Source organism: Massilia sp. CCM 8734 (assembly GCF_011682155.1).
GTDB classification, from domain to species: Bacteria; Pseudomonadota; Gammaproteobacteria; order Burkholderiales; family Burkholderiaceae_D; genus Telluria_A; species Telluria_A rubra.
Window position 1 is genome coordinate 105,402 of record NZ_WHJI01000003.1, and the last position, 17,933, is coordinate 123,334.

Genomic DNA, 17,933 nt, shown 5'->3' on the forward strand with positions numbered 1-17,933 from the left:
CACTATGAGCTTGCGCATCATCGCCACCGGCGGCACCTTCGATAAACATTATGATGAACTGACCGGTAAGCTCGGCTTTGCGGAAAGCCATCTGCCTGCGGTGCTGGCGCGCACGCGCATGACGGTTCCCGTTGAACTGGAGCAGCTTCCCCTGCTCGACTCGCTCGACATGCAAGACGCCGACCGCGCGCGCGTGCTGGCCAGTTGCCAGGCGGCGCCGGAGAAGGCGATTGTGATCGTGCACGGCACCGATACGATGCCGGAAACGGCGGCCGTGCTCGGCGCCGCCGCGCTTGGCAAAAGCATTGTGTTGACTGGTTCAATGATTCCGTACGAAATTGCGAATTCGGATGCGCTGTTCAATCTCGGCTGCGCAAGCGCCGCCGCGCAAATCTTGCCGCCGGGTGTGTATGTGGCGATGAACGGGCAGATTTTCACGTGGGATAACGTGACCAAGAATCGCGCGGCGGGGGTGTTTCAGCCGTTGTGAAACATCGGGCAGGACCAGCCTGCCCAAGCGTGCGATCTTTGGGTACCGCCTCTACTTAAGCGAATATTTGCGCTACATACAAAACCGTCATTCCCGCGCAGGCGGGAATCCAAGCTCCTTCGCGTATCGGAGATGCCTTGGATTCCCGCCTGCGCGGGAATGACGGTTTTGAATATCGTGGCAAAAGCGGATAGGTCGGGCGGCACCGGAGCCGGAACAGGCCACCGAGGCAGCCCGTCAAAACACCGTTACGCCTTCGCTTCCCCACCCAGCGCTTCCACCACTTCGCTCATCATCTTGGCCAGTTCGCCGGTCATGAGCATCATGTCGTTGTCGAAGCGCTCTTCATCGTTACGCGTGCTGGTGTCGCTTTCCTTGATCACGTCGAGCGGCTTGATGCCCTTGATCGCCAGCGACTCGGTCAGCACGAACGAAATCTTGTCGTCCCACGTCATCGCCAGGCGCGTGCATTGCTTGCCTGCCGCGATGTGACGGCGGATATCGTCCACTTCCAGCGCATGTTTCACGTAACGCACGGCCGCCTTGCTCTCGCCAGTGGCGCGCAGCTCGGTATCCTGGTCGATCGTGAAGCCCACCGGCGCTTCGTCGGTTTCCAGCCAGGCCGTCATGACGGCAACCGGCGAGCGCTGCACGCGCAGGCTTTCGAGCGGCATGCGGTCGACCGCTTTCAGCAGCAGCTTGATGACTTCGTCGGCCTTGGCCGGGCTGGCGGCGTCCACCACCAGCCAGCCATTGACCGGATCGATCCAGGTGAAGGTGTTGCTGCGGATGCTGAAAGCGCGCGGCAGCAATTCATCGGCCACGCGCTCCTTGAGTTCCTTCATGGCTTTCTTGCCTGGTGCGAAGCCCTGGGCTTCTTCCAGCTCGGCCGCCTTGGCCTTGGCCACCTGGTTGATCACCGACGATGGCAACAGCTTCTTTTCGGTGCCCAGCAGGATCAGCATCTGCTTGTTGACGGTGTGAACCAGGATGCCGTTGTTGCGCGGCGAATCCCAGCCCTGGCGCAGCAATTCGTTACTGGTGGCCGGAACAAAACTCATGGGCGCCAGCGCCGCTTCGAGTTGCTCGGGAGTGTATGCCCACGGTGCGGGAAGACGGTAAATCTGAAGATTCTTGAACCACATTATGCTTTACCTTGTTTGAGTCAGTATTTACAGCGGGGTGAAGCAGGAAGGCGCGCAAAACCGCTTTCACTTCCTGCGTAACGGCCTGCCCCGGAGGCAGGACTTGCGTCGTCCGCGACAAATCATCTGTGCGAAGGGAACGACATTTTACACGTCCGCATCGGCGAACAGGCTTAACTGTTCGAGGTTTTCGGCCTCGCCCAGGCGGACTCCGACACCCAGCAAGCGTACAGGCTGCATGCCGCGCGCGTAGCCCGTTTCCATCAGTTTGGCGTATTGCCCCACGTGTGGCGCGGTGCCAACACATTCCACGGTGGTCTGGTGAAAATCGGAAAACTTGAGTTTGACGAACAACTTTTGCACGCTTTTCCCGGCCCCGGCGCGGGCAATGCGGGCATTGAGGTTGTCGAACAATTCCGGCAGCAGGGCGATGCAGGCCGGCAAGTCGGGCACGTCCGGCGTGTAGGTTTCTTCGACGCTGACCGACTTGCGCTCGCGCTCGTTGCACACGGCGCGGTTGTCGATGCCCCGGCACAAGTCGTGCAGGCGGGTGCCGAAGCTGCCGAAGTGGTGTTGCAGTTCGAGCATGGTCCAGCTGCGCAGGTCGGCGCAGGTGTGCGCGCCCAGGTTGTTGAGCTTGGCGGCGGTGACCTTGCCGACCCCATGCAGTTTTTTGACCGGCAAGGCGGCCACGAAAGCGTCGACCTCGTCCGGACGCACCAGGCACAGGCCGTCGGGCTTGTTCCAGTCGCTGGCGATCTTGGCCACGAACTTGTTGGGCGCCACCCCGGCCGAGGCGGTAATGCCGACGGTGGCGAAGATGCGTTTGCGGATTTCCTGCGCGATCAGGGTGGCGCTGCCTTTGCAGTGCGGCGAGTCGGTGACGTCGAGATAGGCTTCGTCGAGCGACAGCGGCTCGATCAGGTCGGTGTAGTCGCCGTAGATGGCCAGGATCTGGCGCGAGGCGATGCGGTATTTTTCCATGGCCGGGGGAATCACGACCAGGTCCGGGCACAGCTTGAGGGCCTGGGCGGTGGCCATGGCGGAGTGGATGCCGTAGCGCCGCGCTTCGTAGTTGCAGGTCGCCACCACGCCGCGCTGGGCGGGGCGACCGCCGACCGCCAGCGCCACCTCGCGCAGGGCGGGATTGTCGCGCATTTCGACGGCTGCGTAGAAGCAGTCGCAATCGCAATGGATGATTTTTCGGGCTGGGGCGTTCACGCGCTCTGCTGTGCCCGGTTAAGGGGCAACTACTGTAATTGCATACAGTATTCACTGAAACTGGATTTGTTGCAAGTTGGAAGGCCCGGGTCGTCGTCGGCTTGGCGGCGGACGGCCCAAGCTTAACTCAGATGGCTGCGGATCATGGCCAGGGTACTATCGGCAAAATCATCCACATGCACCTTGGCCGCGCGGTATTTCCAGCGCTTGATGTACCAATCCTGGAACATCGCCACGATATGCCCCGCCAGCAAGTCCGGATTGCCGGCCGGCACAGGCTTGAGCTGGCCGATCATGTCCGCAATCTCGGCCTGGATCGACAGCTCCGAATTTTTCGCCATGCCGCGCTGCTCGAAACTGAGCACGCGCGAGTCCATGTACACGAAGTAAAACCACGGCTGCAAGATCTCGGACAGGTAAATCGTCGCCCGCACCAGCGATTCGAGCCGTTCCAGGGGCGCCTGCACATGCAGGAACATGCGCGGCAATTCCTGGCTGGCATGCCGCACCACGTCTTCGATCATTTCCGCCAGTTGATCCTTGCTGGCGATGTAGCCGTACAGGCCGCCCATCGACAAACCGGTTTCGCGGCACAGGTCGCGCAAGCTCATCGCGCGAAAGCCCACTTCATTGGCCAGGCGGAAAGTGGCGCCGAAAATTCTTTCCATGTTTTCCAGCGCCGGCTTGCGGCGCTTGACGCCGATCCGCTCGGCGTGACGGTCAACAAGATAGGCCCAGATGGTGTCGCTGGTGAGCGGCGTCATCTTTTCAAACTGGGCGAAGTCGAAGCGGGTGGACACCAGCGTTCCCATAGTTGCGTCTACCGCTAGAGTTGGTTTCAGGAATGATTATAGCTCGTTAAAACCACAGATCAATTCAAACCGCAAAACAAGGCCTCCGTATGCTGCACTGCGCGATGCTTTCCGCATACGCCAGTGCTACATTCAAAAAACCGAGCGCTCGCTCTAATTCATAAAACAGCCTAAGCAGGGGCGTTTGCCGGTAGCCGGAGGAATGTGCAGCTTGAACTGCGCAACTCCGGTTCCAGTAGTTCATTTCATACAAAAACCATCAATGGAGACAACAATGATGAATCGCTTTTGGAAGTGCCTGTCCGTTTTGCTTATCGCCATCCTCGTCGTTCCCGCCCCGGCCCTGGCTGCGGGTTACACGCAAACCAAGTATCCCATCGTGCTCGTGCACGGCCTGTTCGGCTTCGAAAAACTGGGGCCGGTCGAGTACTTCTACGGCATCCCCTCGGCCCTGCGCAGCGGTGGAGCGAAAGTCTATACCGTCACGGTCTCGGGCGCCAACAGTACCGAAGTGCGCGGCGAACAATTGCTCTCGCAAGTGAAACAAATCATGGCTGCCACCGGCGCCGCCAAGGTCAATCTGATCGGCCACAGCCACGGCGGGCCGACCGTGCGCTACGTCGCTTCGGTAGCGCCCAACCTGGTCGCGTCGGCCAGCTCGGTGGCGGGTGTGAACAAGGGCTCGAAGATCGCCGACATCCTGACCGGCAACGCCCCCGAAGTGGGCAATGCGCTGGCCAACGCGGTGGCCGCGCTGATGGACTTCCTCACCGGTCGTTCCGGCTTGCCGCAGGATGGCGCGGCTGCGCTCGCCTCGCTCAGCACGGCCGGCTCGGCCGCCTTTAACCAACGCCATCCGCAGGGCGTGCCGACCAGCGCATGCGGCGAAGGCGCCAACCATGTCAATGGCGTGTACTACTTTTCGTGGAGCGGGGCCCAGCCCTACACCAATGTGTTCGATGCGATCGACCCGTTCATGGCGCTGACCGGCGCGGCGTTCGGCGGCAAGAACGATGGCCTGGTCAGCAGCTGTTCCAGCCGCCTGGGGCGCGTGATCCGCGACGACTACGCCATGAACCACCTCGACGAAGTGAACCAGTTCATCGGCATCGTGAACCTGTTCGAAACCAGTCCGGTGACCGTGTTCCGCCAGCAAGCGAACCGCCTGCAGGCGCTCGGTCTGTAAGGAGGCCGCCATGACCGCACGCATGCGATGGAAAAGGTTCGGGGCCGGCGCGCTGGTGGCCGCTTTGCTGGTGGCCGCTTATCCGAGGCCGGAGGTGGCCGCCGTGGCGGCGGCGCCGCCGGCGCCGTCGGACCCGTTTGCGTTCGTGCGGTCGATGGAAGGCACCAGGCCGGACGGCGACGTGCGCCTGGACGCCGATGGCCAGTTGGTGGTCAACGCCGAACTGGGGCATCTGTTCGACTACTACCTGGCCGGGCTGGGCGAGAAGGATTTGCAGGCGATCCGCGCCGAAATCGAGCGCGAGCTGGAGCGCCGCTTCGCGCCCGGCCCGGCGGCGCAGGCTAAGCGCTTGCTGGCCAGCTATCTCGATTACAAGCGGGCCCTGGCCGATGCCGAAAAGACGCTGGCGCCGCAGGCCGACCTGGCCAAGGCGGCACGCGCGCGGCTGGCGCTCAAGCAGCGGTTGCGGCCGCAGTTTTTCAGCGTGGCCGAGGCGACGGGACTGTTCGGTGCCAGCGACGCGTACGACGCCGATGCGCTGGCGCGGCTCGACATCGAGCAGGACGGCGCGCTGACGGCGCTCGAGCGCGAGCAAAAGATGGCGGCGCTGGACCAGCGCATGCCGGCGGCGTTGCGCGAAGATCGCGAGGCGCCCACCAAGGTGATCCGGATGGAAGCGTCGGTGCAGAAGCTGCGCGAGCAGGGTGCGGGTGACGACGAGGTGTATCGCTTGCGGGCGACGGCGTTCTCGCCGGAAGCGGCCAGCCGGCTGGCCGATCTGGATCGCGAAGAGACGGCGTGGAAGGGACGCATCAAGGCCTATCTGGCGCAGCGGGCGAGCGTGGGAACGGGGTCGGAGGCGGTGTTGCAGCAGGTGCGGAACCAGCATTTTTCGGCGGAGGAACAGCGCAGGCTGGGGGCGTATGAGTAAATAGCAGTATAGGTAGAGGCTATTTGTTGACCGCAACCCGCAAAACCGTCTTTCCCGCGCAGGCGGGAAAGACGGTTTAAGTACGGTGGCCGATCTCACCTATCGACGTAAAAAAGGGGACGAGCGGCAAGCCGGTCGTCCCCTTTGTCATGCAGCGGCCAGGCCGCCGCATTGACTTACATTACCACGACAGTTTCAGCGAGTACGCGCCGCTGGTGGCGCCCGTGCCGCCGCTGTAGTACTTCACGCGGACATAACGGGTGGTGGTGGCGGTGCTGGTGTTGGCGGTGTTCAGGCTGTCGGCTACGCCTGCGCCGTTTTCACTCGACGCCACCTGCGTGCCCGCGCTGTTGTAGGCATACAGATCGTAGTCGGCGGTGCTGCTGCCGATCGTCATTGCCGCCGACAGGGTTTTACCCGCTGGCAGTTGAACCACGAAGTAGTCGGAGTCGGTGCTCGAACCCATGTTGCCTTTAACAACCGTGCCGCTGACCGTCACCGCATTCGCCGTTGCGGTCGCGTTGTTCGCTTCCGTTTCGTTGATGGTGGTGCCGGCTGGCGGCGTGGTGCCGCCGGTGACCGACTTCACGGCCGCCAGCGCATCGACGATCCCCGTGCCGCAGCTGTTGCAGGTGGCCGGGAAGGCGCGTGCGGTCGACTTCAGCTTGCTTTCGATCTCATCCGGCGTCAGGGCCGCGTTCTTCGACAGCATCAGCGCGGCAACACCAGCGACGTGCGGGGTCGCCATCGAGGTACCGGCGTAGTTGGCGTAGCTATCCGCGCCTGGCGCGCCGGTGCCGGCGTTCAGGGTCGACAGGATCAGGCCGCCGGTGTCGCCACCAGGCGCCGCCACGTCGATCAGGGTGCCGTAGTTCGAGTACGAAGCGCGGCCGCCCGCCTTGTTGGTTGCGGCAATCGCAATCACGCCCGAGCAGTTGGCCGGGCTGGCGTTGCTGACGTTAACGTTGTCGTTACCGGCGGCGACAATCACCACGGTGCCGCGCGAACGGGCGCCGTTGATGGCGTTCTGGGTCGTGGTGTCGCAAGCGCCACCGCCGCCGAGCGACATGTTGATCACGCGCGCTTTGTTGGCATTGGCCGGCACGCCGGCAACGGTGCCGCCCGAGGCCCAGGTGATCGCATCGGCGATGTCGGACGTGTAGCCGCCGCATTTGCCCAGCACGCGCAGCGGCAGGACCTTGGCGTTGAACGCCACGCCAGCCACGCCGAGGCTGTTGTTGGTCTTGGCGGCGATGGTGCCGGCCACGTGGGTGCCGTGCCAGCTCGAAGTTTGCGCCTGCAGCGGACGGCCGTTGCCGCACGCGCCGGCGGCGACTGCGTCGCCCGGATCGCTGGCATCGCTGTCACGGCCATTGCCGTCGTTGGCGATGGTGGTGTCGGTGATGAAGTCGTAACCCTGGACAAACTGGCCGGCGAGGTCGGCGTGCGGACGGAAGCCCGTATCGATGACGGCAACGACGACGCCGGAGCCGGTCGCCAGGTCCCAGGCCGCCGGCAGGCGCAGGCCGCCGGTGGTGTCGCCGTAGTGCCACTGCTCCGCGTAGCGCGGATCGTTCGGGGTGTACAGCGGCTGCATGATGCGGTCCGGCTCAGCGTACTCGATGCTGGCGTCACGCTCCATCAGGTCCTTGGCGATGGCTGCCACGTCCTTGACGTCCATCTTCTTGTCGAGCTTGAGAATCTGGGCGCCATTGGCGGTGGTGTGCAACGCTTGCATGGTCAGGCCGAACTGCTGGCCCGAACGCTGGACGATCGCCAGGCGTTCCTTGCTCGGCGCGGCCCGGAGGGCTGCGCCCGGCACGACAGGGCCGGTTTCCTTGTACTTGACGATCATGCGGTCGGTGCTCGTCGCTGCCGGGGCGATCTTCGCGTTCGACTCAATATCGAGCACGCTGGCGTGGGCAAACACGGGGCCGACCGTGATCACGGCGGCGGCGCAGAATGTCAGAAAGGATGGGTACTTCGATTGCGAATGCTTCATTGTCGTTCCTTAAGTTTTCCGATGAACATTTTATAAAGGGATCGTCGGCAGCGCGTAGCCGTCGCCGTCCCATTGTCTCCACGTTGTTCTGCAACGTAGCCCCGCCTTTTGTCAGCGAGCGTTGTACCTTACTTGGATTCATGTCGATTTTTGGAAATTTCTAACAGGATTCGGCTGTTTCGCAACACAAAAAGCCAAAAAAATTTCTGCCGGCAAAGTTAATTTGGCAATCTTTGCTTTTTCCCAAATGCAAACTTGTTCATTTTTGTCTATTTCTGAACATTCGACTGATAATTGTCTAAAAATGAACAGTTTTTGACAAGCAATGAACATTGCAGCTCACGCCGTAAGGCCGAGGTCGGATGAATGATTCAGAACAATTTCCTGTGCTACCGTGAATATGCAGTAGACCGCTGAAGCCTGCCAAAAGTTCAGGCAGGCTCATACGGACGAGGACGGTTTTATCACCGGATAACAATGGCGGCGATGCGCCTGGAAAGTGGGGGCCGCAGGGCCCAAGCCGGCGCTTTTCCCTCTATGGGAAGGCCGCTGCGCTGCGGAAAACAAGGGTCCCCCGAGGAGAGCGCCCGGCGTCCGGTCCGACAGGCCGATACGATGTTGGCTTACCTAAAACTGATCCCCGCTCTGACAGATGGGCACGTATTTATCCTACGACCTTCGGCGAATTCTTACTCCATGGACGTAAAAAAGCCGCGATCGCTCGCGGCTTTGGGCTTACCCCGGTGTCAGGTCTGACATTCGGACACGGGCTGATCCGATTTCTCATCAATCATCCTCAGTGGAACGAGTCGCTTGTACGTGTGGCATTACCATTTCGTTGCCCTTGCAAACTTCCGACTGCAACTGCGCCTCATATCGCTGCACCGCCCGGCTAACGGTCTTGTACGACACCCCGAAATGTACACCGATCTGCTTCATCGTAAACACGGTGCTCCAAAACGCTCGCGCCATAGCCTCGTCGCGCTCGGCAAATTGGCTCTGGTATTGCGTTAGTGACATCGACGAAATACCGCGCTGCAATCTGACTATTTCCGACGGCACGCTATGTGCCGCACTATGAAAATTTTCCATCGATAAAGACTCACCTAAAAGCAAGGCATGCCGCGCACTTTTCAGCGGATTCTCCGCGCCCATTCCGCGTGCGACAAAGTCGCGGTACGCTGCAACCGCCATCTCCGGCGTCGAGCCGAACTGGTTCAGCAGCCACTGCGTGTCGAGCCAGGATGGCGCATCAGCATCGGCGCGCATCCAACGATAGCTGCTCCACTCCCAATCCTGAGGCAAGGCAACAAGTCCCGCGCGCACCGGGTTGAGCACGATATAGCGTGCAAGCTCCAGTAAGTAGCTTTCCTTTTGAACCAGAACAGCGTGATAACGTCCTTGGAACAAATGCCCTACAGTATTATGGCGCCGGTTGAAGCCACGCGAAAAATTGCCGTTGAGCTGGCGCATCGCTGCAGAAAGATTGCCGTCAATCGTTTCGATAAGCAGATGAAAGTGATTGTTCATCTGGCAGTAGGCATGCACCACGCAGTTGCTGCGTGCACAGGCGTCGCGCAACGCGCCGAACCACGCACGGCGGTCAGCGTCATCCAGATAGATGGGATGGCGCCGATTTCCCCGTGCAGTCACGTGATAGAGGGCACCAGGAAATTCGAGTCTGAGCGGTCTGGTCATGCAAAGACTCTAACAGCGGTTTTTTGCACAATGCATGAGCACTCGCAGGGTCCAGCCACATTTTTCTGATGACGAGCGGTTCGAGCGGATGAGGCCGTGTCTGAATGTCAGACCTGACACCAGATTGATGGACGTAAAAAAGCCGCGATCGCTCGCGGCTTTGCTGACAGCGGGACGGGCTTAGAAGTTGCCCTTGAACTGCATCCCCCACTGACGCGGCTCGTTGGTGAAGCCGGTCAGGTTGTTGAAGTCGATCCCGCCCACAAGCCGTTCGGTGCCGGTGATGTTGCGACCGTACGCGGCCACTTCGTACTTGCCGCTATCCCAGGTGTAGCCGACGCGCAGGCCGCCTTCCACCAGCGGCTTGCCGGTAAATTCCTTCGCTTCGTACAGGAAGAAATTGATCTTGCTGCGGTACGCCCAGTCGGTGAACACGAACAGTTGACCTTCGGCCAGGTCCATCGAGTAACGCGCAGTGCCGTTGATGATCCACTTCGGCGCCTGCGGCAAGGGATTGCCGTCGATGACGACCCGGCCGGCGGCATTGATCGGATTGGTGATCGTGCATTGCGCGCATTTGTTGACCGAGATGCCGCCATCGCGGATTTCGGTGAAGTTGTAGCTGCCGCCCGCCGATACCTTGAAGCTGCTGGTGACAAAGCCTTCGAAGTCCAGCTCGGCGCCACGGCCGTTGGTCTTGGCCGCGTTGATCAGGCGGTTGACGTTCGAGTTGCCGCCGACCACGGTCAGCTGCTGGTTCTTGACCTGGTAGTCGTACACGCTGAAGGCCACGCGCGCGCGCCGGTTCCACAGGTCGGCTTTCACGCCGGCTTCGACCGAGGTGATGGTTTCGGCGTCGGCCACGGTGATCGGTACCGAAGCCGAGGCCGCCGCGATACTCGGCGCGCGGAAGCCGGTCGCCACGCGGGCATACACGTTGACATCCTTGTTCAGCTTGTAGGTACCGCTCAGGTCCCAGTTGGCCTTGTTGCTGCTCTCGCCCACCGAACCCGGGCCGATCTGCGCCACGTTCCACGCCGTGACTGTATTGAAATCCTTCTTGTCGTTGGTGTAGCGCAAACCGCCGCGCACGTTGAAGGCATCGCTGATGACGTAGTTGACCGAGCCGAACGCCGCCCAGGCGGTATTCTTCTGGTGGCTCACCAGGCGCGACGTTTGGGCGCCGCTGGTGCTGTTGTAATTGTCGCTCGAGCCGGTGGCGTCTTCGTTGAAGTAGTACAGGCCGGCCTGCCAGTTCATCGGGCCGCTGTTCTTCGATTCGACCCGCACTTCCTGGCTGTATTGCTTGACGTCGCCGATGCCGCCGGCGGTTTCAACCTGGAACGGGATCACGCCCGGGCCGGTCGGCACGCCGCCGTCGATGTCGCCGCGGCTCAGGTAATGGTCCACGCCTTCGTAGCCGGTGATCGAATACAGCTTGAGCGCACCGAGGTCCCACGACAGGCGCACGTTGGCGCCGTTGGTGCGCAGGGCCTGGAAGTTCAGGCCGTTGTTGGCGATCTTGCCGGCGTCGAAACCGTCGACCAGCTCGTTCGTGCCTTTTTTGATGATATTCGCGCGGAACAAACGCGAGCTGCCCGTGGTCGAACGCTGGTGTACATTGAACAGGGCATTGAACGTCGTGCCTGGCTTGTACAGCACTTGCAGGCGTTCGGCGTGCTCGTTGTAGCCTTCCAGCGCGTCGTCCTGGCCGGTGAAGCTGTTGTCGACGAAATCGTCGCGGTGCTGGCGCAGGGTCGAGAAGCGCGCCGCCCATTCTTTGCTCAGCGGAATATTCACGGCGCCGTCAACGTTGACCGTGTTGTGGGTCGCGACGGAGGCGTTGTAGTAGCCGCCGAAGCTGTCGAGCTTCGGTTTTTCGGATTCGAACTTGACCACGCCAGCCGGGGTGTTGCGGCCGAACAGGGTGCCCTGCGGGCCGCGCAGCACTTCCACGCCGGCCAGGTCGAAAATCGGGAAGCCCTTCAGGATCGGGTTCTCTTGCACCACGTCGTCGTAGATCAGCGATACAGGTTGCGAGGCGAAGGTGTTGAAGTCGGTGTTGCCGTAGCCGCGGATGTAAAAGCGCGGGAAGGTGCGGCCGTTCGACGATTCCACGTTCAGGCTCGGCACTTTGCCGGCCAGCACGCGAATGTCCTGTCCGCCGGACACGAGCACGTCGAGCTTCTCATCTTTGAGCAGGGTGACCGAGACTGGCACTTCCTTGATGTTCTCGGTGCGGCGCTGGGCGGTCACGGTCACGGTTTGCAGTTCCGGAGCAGCCTGGGCCTGGACTTGGGCCTGGGCCATGGCCGACCCGATCGGCAGCAGTGCGGACAGGGCCAGCACGGCGCCATGCGCGCCGATAACGCGCTTGTGCATCTTGGACATCTTGATCATTCGAGTTCCCCTGGAAAAAGTTGATGAAGCGTACGACGAAGGTATTCTTGTCTCCTGCTTTTGCTCTTTTTCTGGACGTACTCGCATGCAAACGCGCGGCGATGGACGCCGTCGGCACTGCATCTTGTCGATGTCTGTGTTGCCGACCTTATATGAGGCGGTATTTTCTGCCATCACTGCTGTGAATGGCAAGGAAGTTCACTTGCAGCGTGATCTTCACGCAACATTTTTTGCAATAAACCACTGTTTGCTGTGCTCGTCGGCGGGAAAGAACGATTCGAGACGCAATTCATGCACCGTTACATCGTGCGGCGTACCCATGGTGGTGATGGTCGTAAACACGTTCAGTTCGACGCCGTCCTTGCGGATGGCCAGCGGCAAAAACGGCAGCGAGCGCCGGTCGAGGTTGGGTGCGTGGGCCGCCACGCCGATGGCGTCGATGCCGGGCAAGGCCGCCAGTTCGGCCAGCAGGGTCGTCGCTTCGCTGCCGGGTCCGTCGCCCATGGCTTCGCGCTGGATCCAGTGCAGGGCGTCGGCGCATACCGCCTCCCAGTTGACGAGGTACTGGCGCAGGCCGTCAGGGTCGAGCATGAGCTTGAGGACGTTGAGAACCCCATTGCCGGGAATCGGCTGGCCGGCAGGCAAGTCGAGCAGCCAGCCGAACAGGCGGGCGGCGGGGGCGTTGTGGAGTTGCAGGTTCCACAGGCGGTCGACCACCAGCGCCGGGTATGGCGCCTGTTGGGCCAGCATGAAGTCGAGCGCCTGGCGCACCGCGCCCAGTTCCGGGTCGGACAGGGTGCGCTCCTGGTAGGCAGGCGCGAAACCGGCGGCCAGCAGCATGATGTTGCGCTGCCTGAGCGGCACGTCGAGCGCCACGCCAAGCTTGAGGATCAGTTCCTTGCTGGGCTGGGCGCGGCCGCTTTCGAGGAAGCTGATATGGCGCTGCGAGACCGCGCTGACGGTGGAAAGATGCAGCTGGCTGTACCCGCGCTTGCCGCGCCAGTAGCGCAGCGCGGCCGAAAAGTCGCCGAAGTACTGGTCGCGCGAGGGGGACGATTGGTTTGCTGCTGTCATTGCGCGCTCCTTCATCGTTCCTGTTCATACGGATTCGCATGCCGCCATGCGCGGCGGGTCATGTACGACTGCCACCCCGGGGGGACTACGTCACGGCGGCTGCTTGCGCCGGACCCGACCCGATAAACGCCATCAGGTCCGCATTGACCCGCTGCGCATGCGTCACGAACATCCCGTGCGCCGCGTCATCGTACACCGTCAGCCGTGCGCCCGCGATCATGGCCGCGGTCCGCCGCGCCGTCAGCGCCAGGGGCGCGCTCACGTCCAGCGCGCCGGCGATCACCAGGGCCGGCACGTCCACCTTCGCCAGGTCGGCACGCATGTCCGCATGCTGGACCGCCACGTGGCAATCATGCAGCGCCTTGTGCGAGCACGCCAGCGCCATCTGGCGCAGCCACCCGATCATCCCCCGGCGACGCATCGGGCGTCAGGAACGGCAGCGCGTTCTCGTCGATCCAGCGCGGGAAATCGCGGTCCAGCTGCTGCTCCCGAAACGCCTCGAACAGCGTGCCATCGATGCCCTCCGGGTTGTCGTCGGCGCGCATGATCATCGGCGTCATCGGTCCTATCAACACAAGCCGCGCCACCCGTGCGCTGCCATGCCGGCCCAGGTAGCGCACCACCTCGTTGCAGCCCATCGAATGCGCGACCAGGGTCACGCCGCGCAGGTCGAGCGTGCCGATCACTGCGGCCACATCGCCGGCCAGGGTGTCGAAGTCGTAACCCCGCCCCGGATCGCTGGAGCGCCCATGCCCGCGCCGGTCGAAGGCGATACAGCGCAGCCCTTGCCGCGACAGGGCCATCATCTGGTAGTTCCACGCATCCGACGGCAGCGACCAGCCGCCCACGAACAGCACCGGCGCACCGCTGCCCCAGTCGCGGTAGAACAGGTCGACGCCATCATTGGTACGGATAAAACCGCGGGCGGGGGAATGGGTCATGGCAGTTCTCCTTGCTTGGCTTGACCCCATTTTCACGCACCCTTGCCGGCCTGGCGATTACCTCCCAGGTAATCGATCCGCCGCCTCCACCAGGATCGCGCGGAAATCGTTGACGTTGGTGCGCGTCGGCCCCGTCAACACCAGGTCGTCCAGCGCCGCAAAGACGCTGTAGCCGTCGTTATCGCGCAGGCGCGCCGCCGCATCGACGCCGGCCAGCGCGGCGCGCGCCAGCGAGCCGGGATCGAGCAGCGCGCCGGCGTTGTCCTCGGTGCCGTCGATGCCGTCGGTATCGCAGGCAATCGCATGCACGCCTGGCATGCCTTTGAGCGCGATGGCCAGCGCCAGCAAAAATTCGGCATTGCGCCCGCCCCGCCCCTGGCCGCGCAAGGTGACCGTGGTTTCGCCACCCGACAAAATCACGCACGGCGCTGCCACCGGCTGCCCGTAGCCCACCACCTGGCGCACAATGCCAGCGTGGACGATGGCCACCTCGCGCGCCTCGCCCTCCATGCATCCGCTCAGGATCAGCGGCGTGCAGCCGGCCGCGCGCGCGGCAGCGGCAGCGGCGTCGAGCGCATGCTGGGCGCTGGCGATGACCACCGCCCGATTGCCGGCCAGGCGCGCATCGTCGATGGCCGGTGCGGCCAGCGCCGCATCGGCCAGCACCGCGCGCACCGCCGGCGGCGCCGCGATGCCGTATTTGGCGAGCAGCGCCAGCGCATCGGCCGCGCAACTGCCATCCGGGATGGTCGGCCCGGACGCCACCACCGCCGGATCGTCGCCCGGCACATCGGACACCACCAGGGTTAGCACGCGCGCCGGATGGCAGGCCAGCGCCAGGCGCCCGCCCTTGATCGCGGACAGATGCCGCCGCACGCAATTGATCTCGCCGATCGGCGCGCCGCTGGCCAGCAGGCGGCGCGTGAGTTCGCGCTTTTGGTCGAGCGAGATGCCTGGCGCGGGCAGCGACAGCAGCGCCGAGCCGCCGCCCGACATCAGGCATAGCACCAGGTCGTCCTCATTGAGGCCGCGCACCAGCGCCAGCATGCGCTGCGCCGCCGTGCTGCTGGCGTCATCGGGCACCGGATGGCCCGCCTCGATCACCTCGATATGCCGGGTCGGCGCGCCATGGCCGTAGCGCGTGACCACCAGGCCGTTGATCTCGCCCTGCCAGTGCCGCTCGACCGCCTGCGCCATGCGCGCCGCCGCCTTGCCGGCGCCGATGACGATGGTGCGCCCCTTGGGCGCGGCGGGCAGGTGCGGCGCCAGCACCGCCAGGGGGTCGACCGCCGCCAGCGCACTGTCGAACAGGTGCATGAGCAGCTGATGCGCCGGACTGCGCGGCGCGCTTGCAGGGTTCATGTCGTCCTCGTTAATTGGGTTGAAGGCCGGCGCGAAAGCGCTATCTTTTTTCGCGCTGCCCGGCCTATGATATTGACACAAAAATATCTTCCAGGAGTGTTCGTGCCTTCCCAAAAAATCCCCGCCATCCTCACCGCGCTGATGATCGCCATGACCAGTACCCTCCCCGCCTTCGCCGCCGACAGCGCGGCGCCGCCCATCGCAGCCAAGGCCGCGTGGCAGGAAACGCGCCACGGCGAAGTCGTCACCGACGACTACCGCTGGCTGCAAAAGAAGGAAGACCCGAAGGTGATCGCCCATCTTGAGGCCGAAAACGCCTACACCGAGGCGATGACGCGCGATATCGCGCCGCTGGCCGACAAATTGTTCGCCGAGATCAAGGGCCGCATGCAGGAAGTGGACCTGTCGGCGCCGGCGCGCACCGGTAAATACTACTACTACACGCGCTTTGAAGCGGGCAAGCAGTACCCGATCAACTGCCGCCGCCTGGCCGGCGCCAACCTGGCCTACGACGACAAGGCGCCGGAAGAAATCCTGCTGAACCAGAACGAGATGGCCGAAGGCCAGAAATTCTTCGCCGTCGCCGGCACTTTTGTGAGCCCCGACGATGCGCTGCTGGTGTACCTGACCGACACCACCGGCTACCGCCAGTTCGAGCTGCACGTCAAGGACCTCAAGACCGGCAAGCTGCTGCCCGACAGCGTACCGCGCGTGACCTCGGTGGCCTGGGCGCTTGATAACAAGACCATCTTCTTCGTGCAGGAAGACGCCACCACCAAACGCTCCGACCGGGTGTTCCGCATGACGCCCGGCAGCGCGCCGGTCGAGGTGTATCACGAGCCGGTGGAGCAGTTCAGCGTGCAGGTGGAAGCCTCGCGCGACGGCAAGTTCATCCTGCTCGATATGATCGCGACCGACACCACTGAGACGCGCATGCTGGCGGCGGACAAGCCGCTGGGCACCTTCCGCCCGGTGCTGGGACGCGAAAAAGGCCATCGCTACAGCGTCGAACACCGCAAGGGCGAGTTGTTCATCACGACCAACAAGGATGCAAAAAACTTCCGCCTGGTGCGCGCGCCATTGACCACGCCTGGCCCCAAGTTCTGGAAAGAGCTGGTCAAGCACGACAAGGCGGTCATGGTGCGCGAAGTCGACGCCTTCCGCGATTTTCTGGTGGTGATGGAAAAATCGAATGCGCTCAATCGCGCGCGCATCTACAACTTCAAGAACAAATCGTGGAAGACGGTGCAGTTCGACGACCCGGTCTACATGGCCACGCGCATGCGCACCCCCGCCTTCGACGCCACCAGCTACCGCATGGCCTACCAGTCGCCGGTGACGCCATCGACCGTGCTCGATGTGGACATGGCCAGCGGCGCGCGCACGGTCCTCAAGCGGGTCGAGGTAGTGGGCGGCTACGATGCCAGCCGCTTCGAAAGCCGCCGCCTGTGGGTAAGCGCGCGCGACGGCGCCAGGGTGCCGCTGTCGGCCGTCTACAAAAAGGGCGTGAAGTTCGACGGCAGCGCGCCGATGCTGCTCACGTCCTACGGCTCGTACGGGATTGCGACGGAAGCGAATTTTTCGATCGGGCGTCTGAGCCTGCTCGAGCGCGGCGTGATCGTGGTGCAGGCGCACATTCGCGGCGGCACCGACATGGGCGAGGCCTGGCATGACGACGGCATGCTGATGAAAAAGAAGAACACCTTCTACGACTTCATCGACGCCGCCGATTTCCTGGTCAAGGAAAAGTGGACCAGCCCGAGTCGCCTGGTCATCCAGGGCGGCAGCGCCGGCGGCCTGTTGATGGGCGCCGTGGCCAACATGCGCCCGGAGCTGTTTCGCGGCGTGCACGCGGCCGTGCCGTTCGTCGACGTGATGAACACCATGATGGACGCCACCCTGCCCCTGACCACCGGCGAGTACCTCGAATGGGGCAACCCGACCGAAAAAGCGGCCTACGACTACATGCGCAGCTATTCGCCATACGATAACATCGAGCGCAAGGCCTATCCGGCCATGCTGGTGACCACGGGCCTGAACGACAGCCAGGTGATGTACTGGGAGCCGGCCAAGTACGTCGCCAAGCTGCGCGCGCACAAGACCGACAACAACGACCTGCTGCTCAAGACGAACATGGGCGCCGGCCACGGTGGCGCGTCCGGGCGTTACAACGCGGTCAAGGAAAGCGCTTTCAACATGGCGTGGATGCTGTCGCAGTGGGGCATCAAGGAGTAACAGGAGACTGGGGCCGGCGACCGGTACGAGCAACCGGCGCCGGGAATTTTGCGGGAATTTTCATTTTTTTCGCAAAAACCCTTGCGCACTTTCCGATCTCTGGATATGATTCGTGCCTCTTCAGACGTGGTGACAAACGTCGGATGCAGTCTCTGAGGTAAGCGAAGTTTTTGGGTGCTTAGCTCAGTTGGTAGAGCAGCGCCCTTACAAGGCGCGGGTCGGGAGTTCGAGCCTCTCAGCACCCACCACCATCAGAGACGGGGCATCATGATCAGCAGTACCGATCAGAGTAACACGGAGTGGTAGTTCAGTTGGTTAGAATACCGGCCTGTCACGTCGGGGGTCGCGGGTTCGAGTCCCGTCCGCTCCGCCAGCATCAAGAAAGGGCCCGATTCGTCGGGCCCTTTTTCTATTTCCCTTTTTGTTTTCTCCCTCA

The 17,933-nt window shown here is 62.8% G+C and carries 14 protein-coding genes and 2 tRNA genes; 6 read left to right on the forward strand and 10 right to left on the reverse strand.

Annotation, left to right across the window (positions count from 1 at the left end):
* Positions 1–4: 4 nt before the first annotated feature.
* Positions 5–490 (forward strand): asparaginase domain-containing protein, encoded by a 486-nt coding sequence (locus F2P46_RS04215; protein WP_166885530.1) that lies wholly within the window; start codon positions 5–7, stop codon positions 488–490.
* Between the two features lie 248 nt (positions 491–738).
* Here F2P46_RS04215 and F2P46_RS04220 read toward each other — a convergent pair whose 3' ends face one another.
* From F2P46_RS04220 to F2P46_RS04230, 3 genes are all read right to left on the reverse strand, one after another.
* Positions 739–1,635, reverse strand: a complete 897-nt coding sequence (locus F2P46_RS04220; RefSeq protein ID WP_166885532.1) for a recombination-associated protein RdgC — start codon at positions 1,633–1,635, stop codon at positions 739–741.
* 147 nt (positions 1,636–1,782) lie between these two features.
* Positions 1,783–2,856, reverse strand: a complete 1,074-nt coding sequence (gene dinB, locus F2P46_RS04225; protein WP_166885534.1) for a DNA polymerase IV — start codon at positions 2,854–2,856, stop codon at positions 1,783–1,785.
* 122 nt (positions 2,857–2,978) lie between these two features.
* The gene (locus tag F2P46_RS04230; RefSeq protein ID WP_368737876.1) at positions 2,979–3,656 is read right to left on the reverse strand and encodes a TetR/AcrR family transcriptional regulator; all 678 of its coding nucleotides are present in this window, start codon (positions 3,654–3,656) and stop codon (positions 2,979–2,981) included.
* A 286-nt stretch (positions 3,657–3,942) separates the two neighbouring features.
* On the opposite strand from F2P46_RS04230, the gene F2P46_RS04235 reads away from it, so the two are divergent.
* Both F2P46_RS04235 and F2P46_RS04240 read left to right on the forward strand, forming a co-directional pair.
* Positions 3,943–4,854: a triacylglycerol lipase gene (locus F2P46_RS04235; protein WP_166885536.1), complete on the forward strand. Its 912-nt coding sequence runs from the start codon at positions 3,943–3,945 to the stop codon at positions 4,852–4,854.
* Positions 4,855–4,864: 10 nt separating this feature from the next.
* The gene (locus F2P46_RS04240) at positions 4,865–5,785 is read left to right on the forward strand and encodes a lipase secretion chaperone (RefSeq protein WP_166885538.1); all 921 of its coding nucleotides are present in this window, start codon (positions 4,865–4,867) and stop codon (positions 5,783–5,785) included.
* Positions 5,786–5,966: 181 nt separating this feature from the next.
* Here the strand turns inward: F2P46_RS04240 and F2P46_RS04245 are convergent, their stop codons facing one another.
* The 7 genes from F2P46_RS04245 to F2P46_RS04270 form a co-directional block, all read right to left on the reverse strand.
* Positions 5,967–7,787, reverse strand: coding sequence for a S8 family serine peptidase (locus F2P46_RS04245; protein ID WP_166885540.1), 1,821 nt, complete (start codon positions 7,785–7,787; stop codon positions 5,967–5,969).
* 786 nt (positions 7,788–8,573) lie between these two features.
* Complete coding sequence (locus F2P46_RS04250) at positions 8,574–9,485, reverse strand: transposase (protein ID WP_166885542.1); 912 nt, start codon at positions 9,483–9,485, stop codon at positions 8,574–8,576.
* A gap of 180 nt (positions 9,486–9,665) precedes the next feature.
* Positions 9,666–11,885, reverse strand: a complete 2,220-nt coding sequence (locus F2P46_RS04255; protein ID WP_166885544.1) for a TonB-dependent receptor — start codon at positions 11,883–11,885, stop codon at positions 9,666–9,668.
* A 216-nt stretch (positions 11,886–12,101) separates the two neighbouring features.
* Positions 12,102–12,959 (reverse strand): helix-turn-helix domain-containing protein, encoded by an 858-nt coding sequence (locus F2P46_RS04260; protein ID WP_166885546.1) that lies wholly within the window; start codon positions 12,957–12,959, stop codon positions 12,102–12,104.
* 85 nt (positions 12,960–13,044) lie between these two features.
* Complete coding sequence (locus tag F2P46_RS37475) at positions 13,045–13,365, reverse strand: alpha/beta fold hydrolase (protein WP_229509048.1); 321 nt, start codon at positions 13,363–13,365, stop codon at positions 13,045–13,047.
* Positions 13,310–13,900, reverse strand: a complete 591-nt coding sequence (locus F2P46_RS04265; protein ID WP_229509050.1) for an alpha/beta fold hydrolase — start codon at positions 13,898–13,900, stop codon at positions 13,310–13,312. The genes F2P46_RS37475 and F2P46_RS04265 overlap by 56 nt, the downstream gene beginning before the upstream one ends.
* A 57-nt stretch (positions 13,901–13,957) precedes the next feature.
* Positions 13,958–15,262, reverse strand: a complete 1,305-nt coding sequence (locus F2P46_RS04270) for a glycerate kinase (protein ID WP_166885549.1) — start codon at positions 15,260–15,262, stop codon at positions 13,958–13,960.
* A gap of 102 nt (positions 15,263–15,364) precedes the next feature.
* On the opposite strand from F2P46_RS04270, the gene F2P46_RS04275 reads away from it, so the two are divergent.
* The 3 genes from F2P46_RS04275 (at position 15,365) to F2P46_RS04285 (ending at position 17,870) form a co-directional block, all read left to right on the forward strand.
* Complete coding sequence (locus tag F2P46_RS04275; RefSeq protein ID WP_368737877.1) at positions 15,365–17,497, forward strand: S9 family peptidase; 2,133 nt, start codon at positions 15,365–15,367, stop codon at positions 17,495–17,497.
* 172 nt (positions 17,498–17,669) lie between these two features.
* A tRNA-Val gene (locus F2P46_RS04280) sits at positions 17,670–17,745 on the forward strand.
* Between the two features lie 48 nt (positions 17,746–17,793).
* Positions 17,794–17,870: transfer RNA gene (locus F2P46_RS04285), tRNA-Asp, on the forward strand.
* Positions 17,871–17,933: the final 63 nt, after the last annotated feature.

Bases quoted from the DNA above. Each gene is read 5' to 3' on its own strand.
- F2P46_RS04265 (WP_229509050.1), bottom strand. From the start codon at position 13,900: ATGACCCATTCCCCCGCCCGCGGTTTTATCCGTACCAATGATGGCGTC.
- F2P46_RS04220 (WP_166885532.1), bottom strand. From the start codon at position 1,635: ATGTGGTTCAAGAATCTTCAGATTTACCGTCTTCCCGCACCGTGGGCA.
- F2P46_RS04215 (WP_166885530.1), top strand. From the start codon at position 5: ATGAGCTTGCGCATCATCGCCACCGGCGGCACCTTCGATAAACATTAT.
- F2P46_RS04270 (WP_166885549.1), bottom strand. From the start codon at position 15,262: ATGAACCCTGCAAGCGCGCCGCGCAGTCCGGCGCATCAGCTGCTCATG.
- F2P46_RS37475 (WP_229509048.1), bottom strand. From the start codon at position 13,365: ATGATCGGGTGGCTGCGCCAGATGGCGCTGGCGTGCTCGCACAAGGCG.
- F2P46_RS04240 (WP_166885538.1), top strand. From the start codon at position 4,865: ATGACCGCACGCATGCGATGGAAAAGGTTCGGGGCCGGCGCGCTGGTG.
- F2P46_RS04255 (WP_166885544.1), bottom strand. From the start codon at position 11,885: ATGATCAAGATGTCCAAGATGCACAAGCGCGTTATCGGCGCGCATGGC.
- F2P46_RS04250 (WP_166885542.1), bottom strand. From the start codon at position 9,485: ATGACCAGACCGCTCAGACTCGAATTTCCTGGTGCCCTCTATCACGTG.
- F2P46_RS04235 (WP_166885536.1), top strand. From the start codon at position 3,943: ATGATGAATCGCTTTTGGAAGTGCCTGTCCGTTTTGCTTATCGCCATC.
- F2P46_RS04260 (WP_166885546.1), bottom strand. From the start codon at position 12,959: ATGACAGCAGCAAACCAATCGTCCCCCTCGCGCGACCAGTACTTCGGC.
- F2P46_RS04245 (WP_166885540.1), bottom strand. From the start codon at position 7,787: ATGAAGCATTCGCAATCGAAGTACCCATCCTTTCTGACATTCTGCGCC.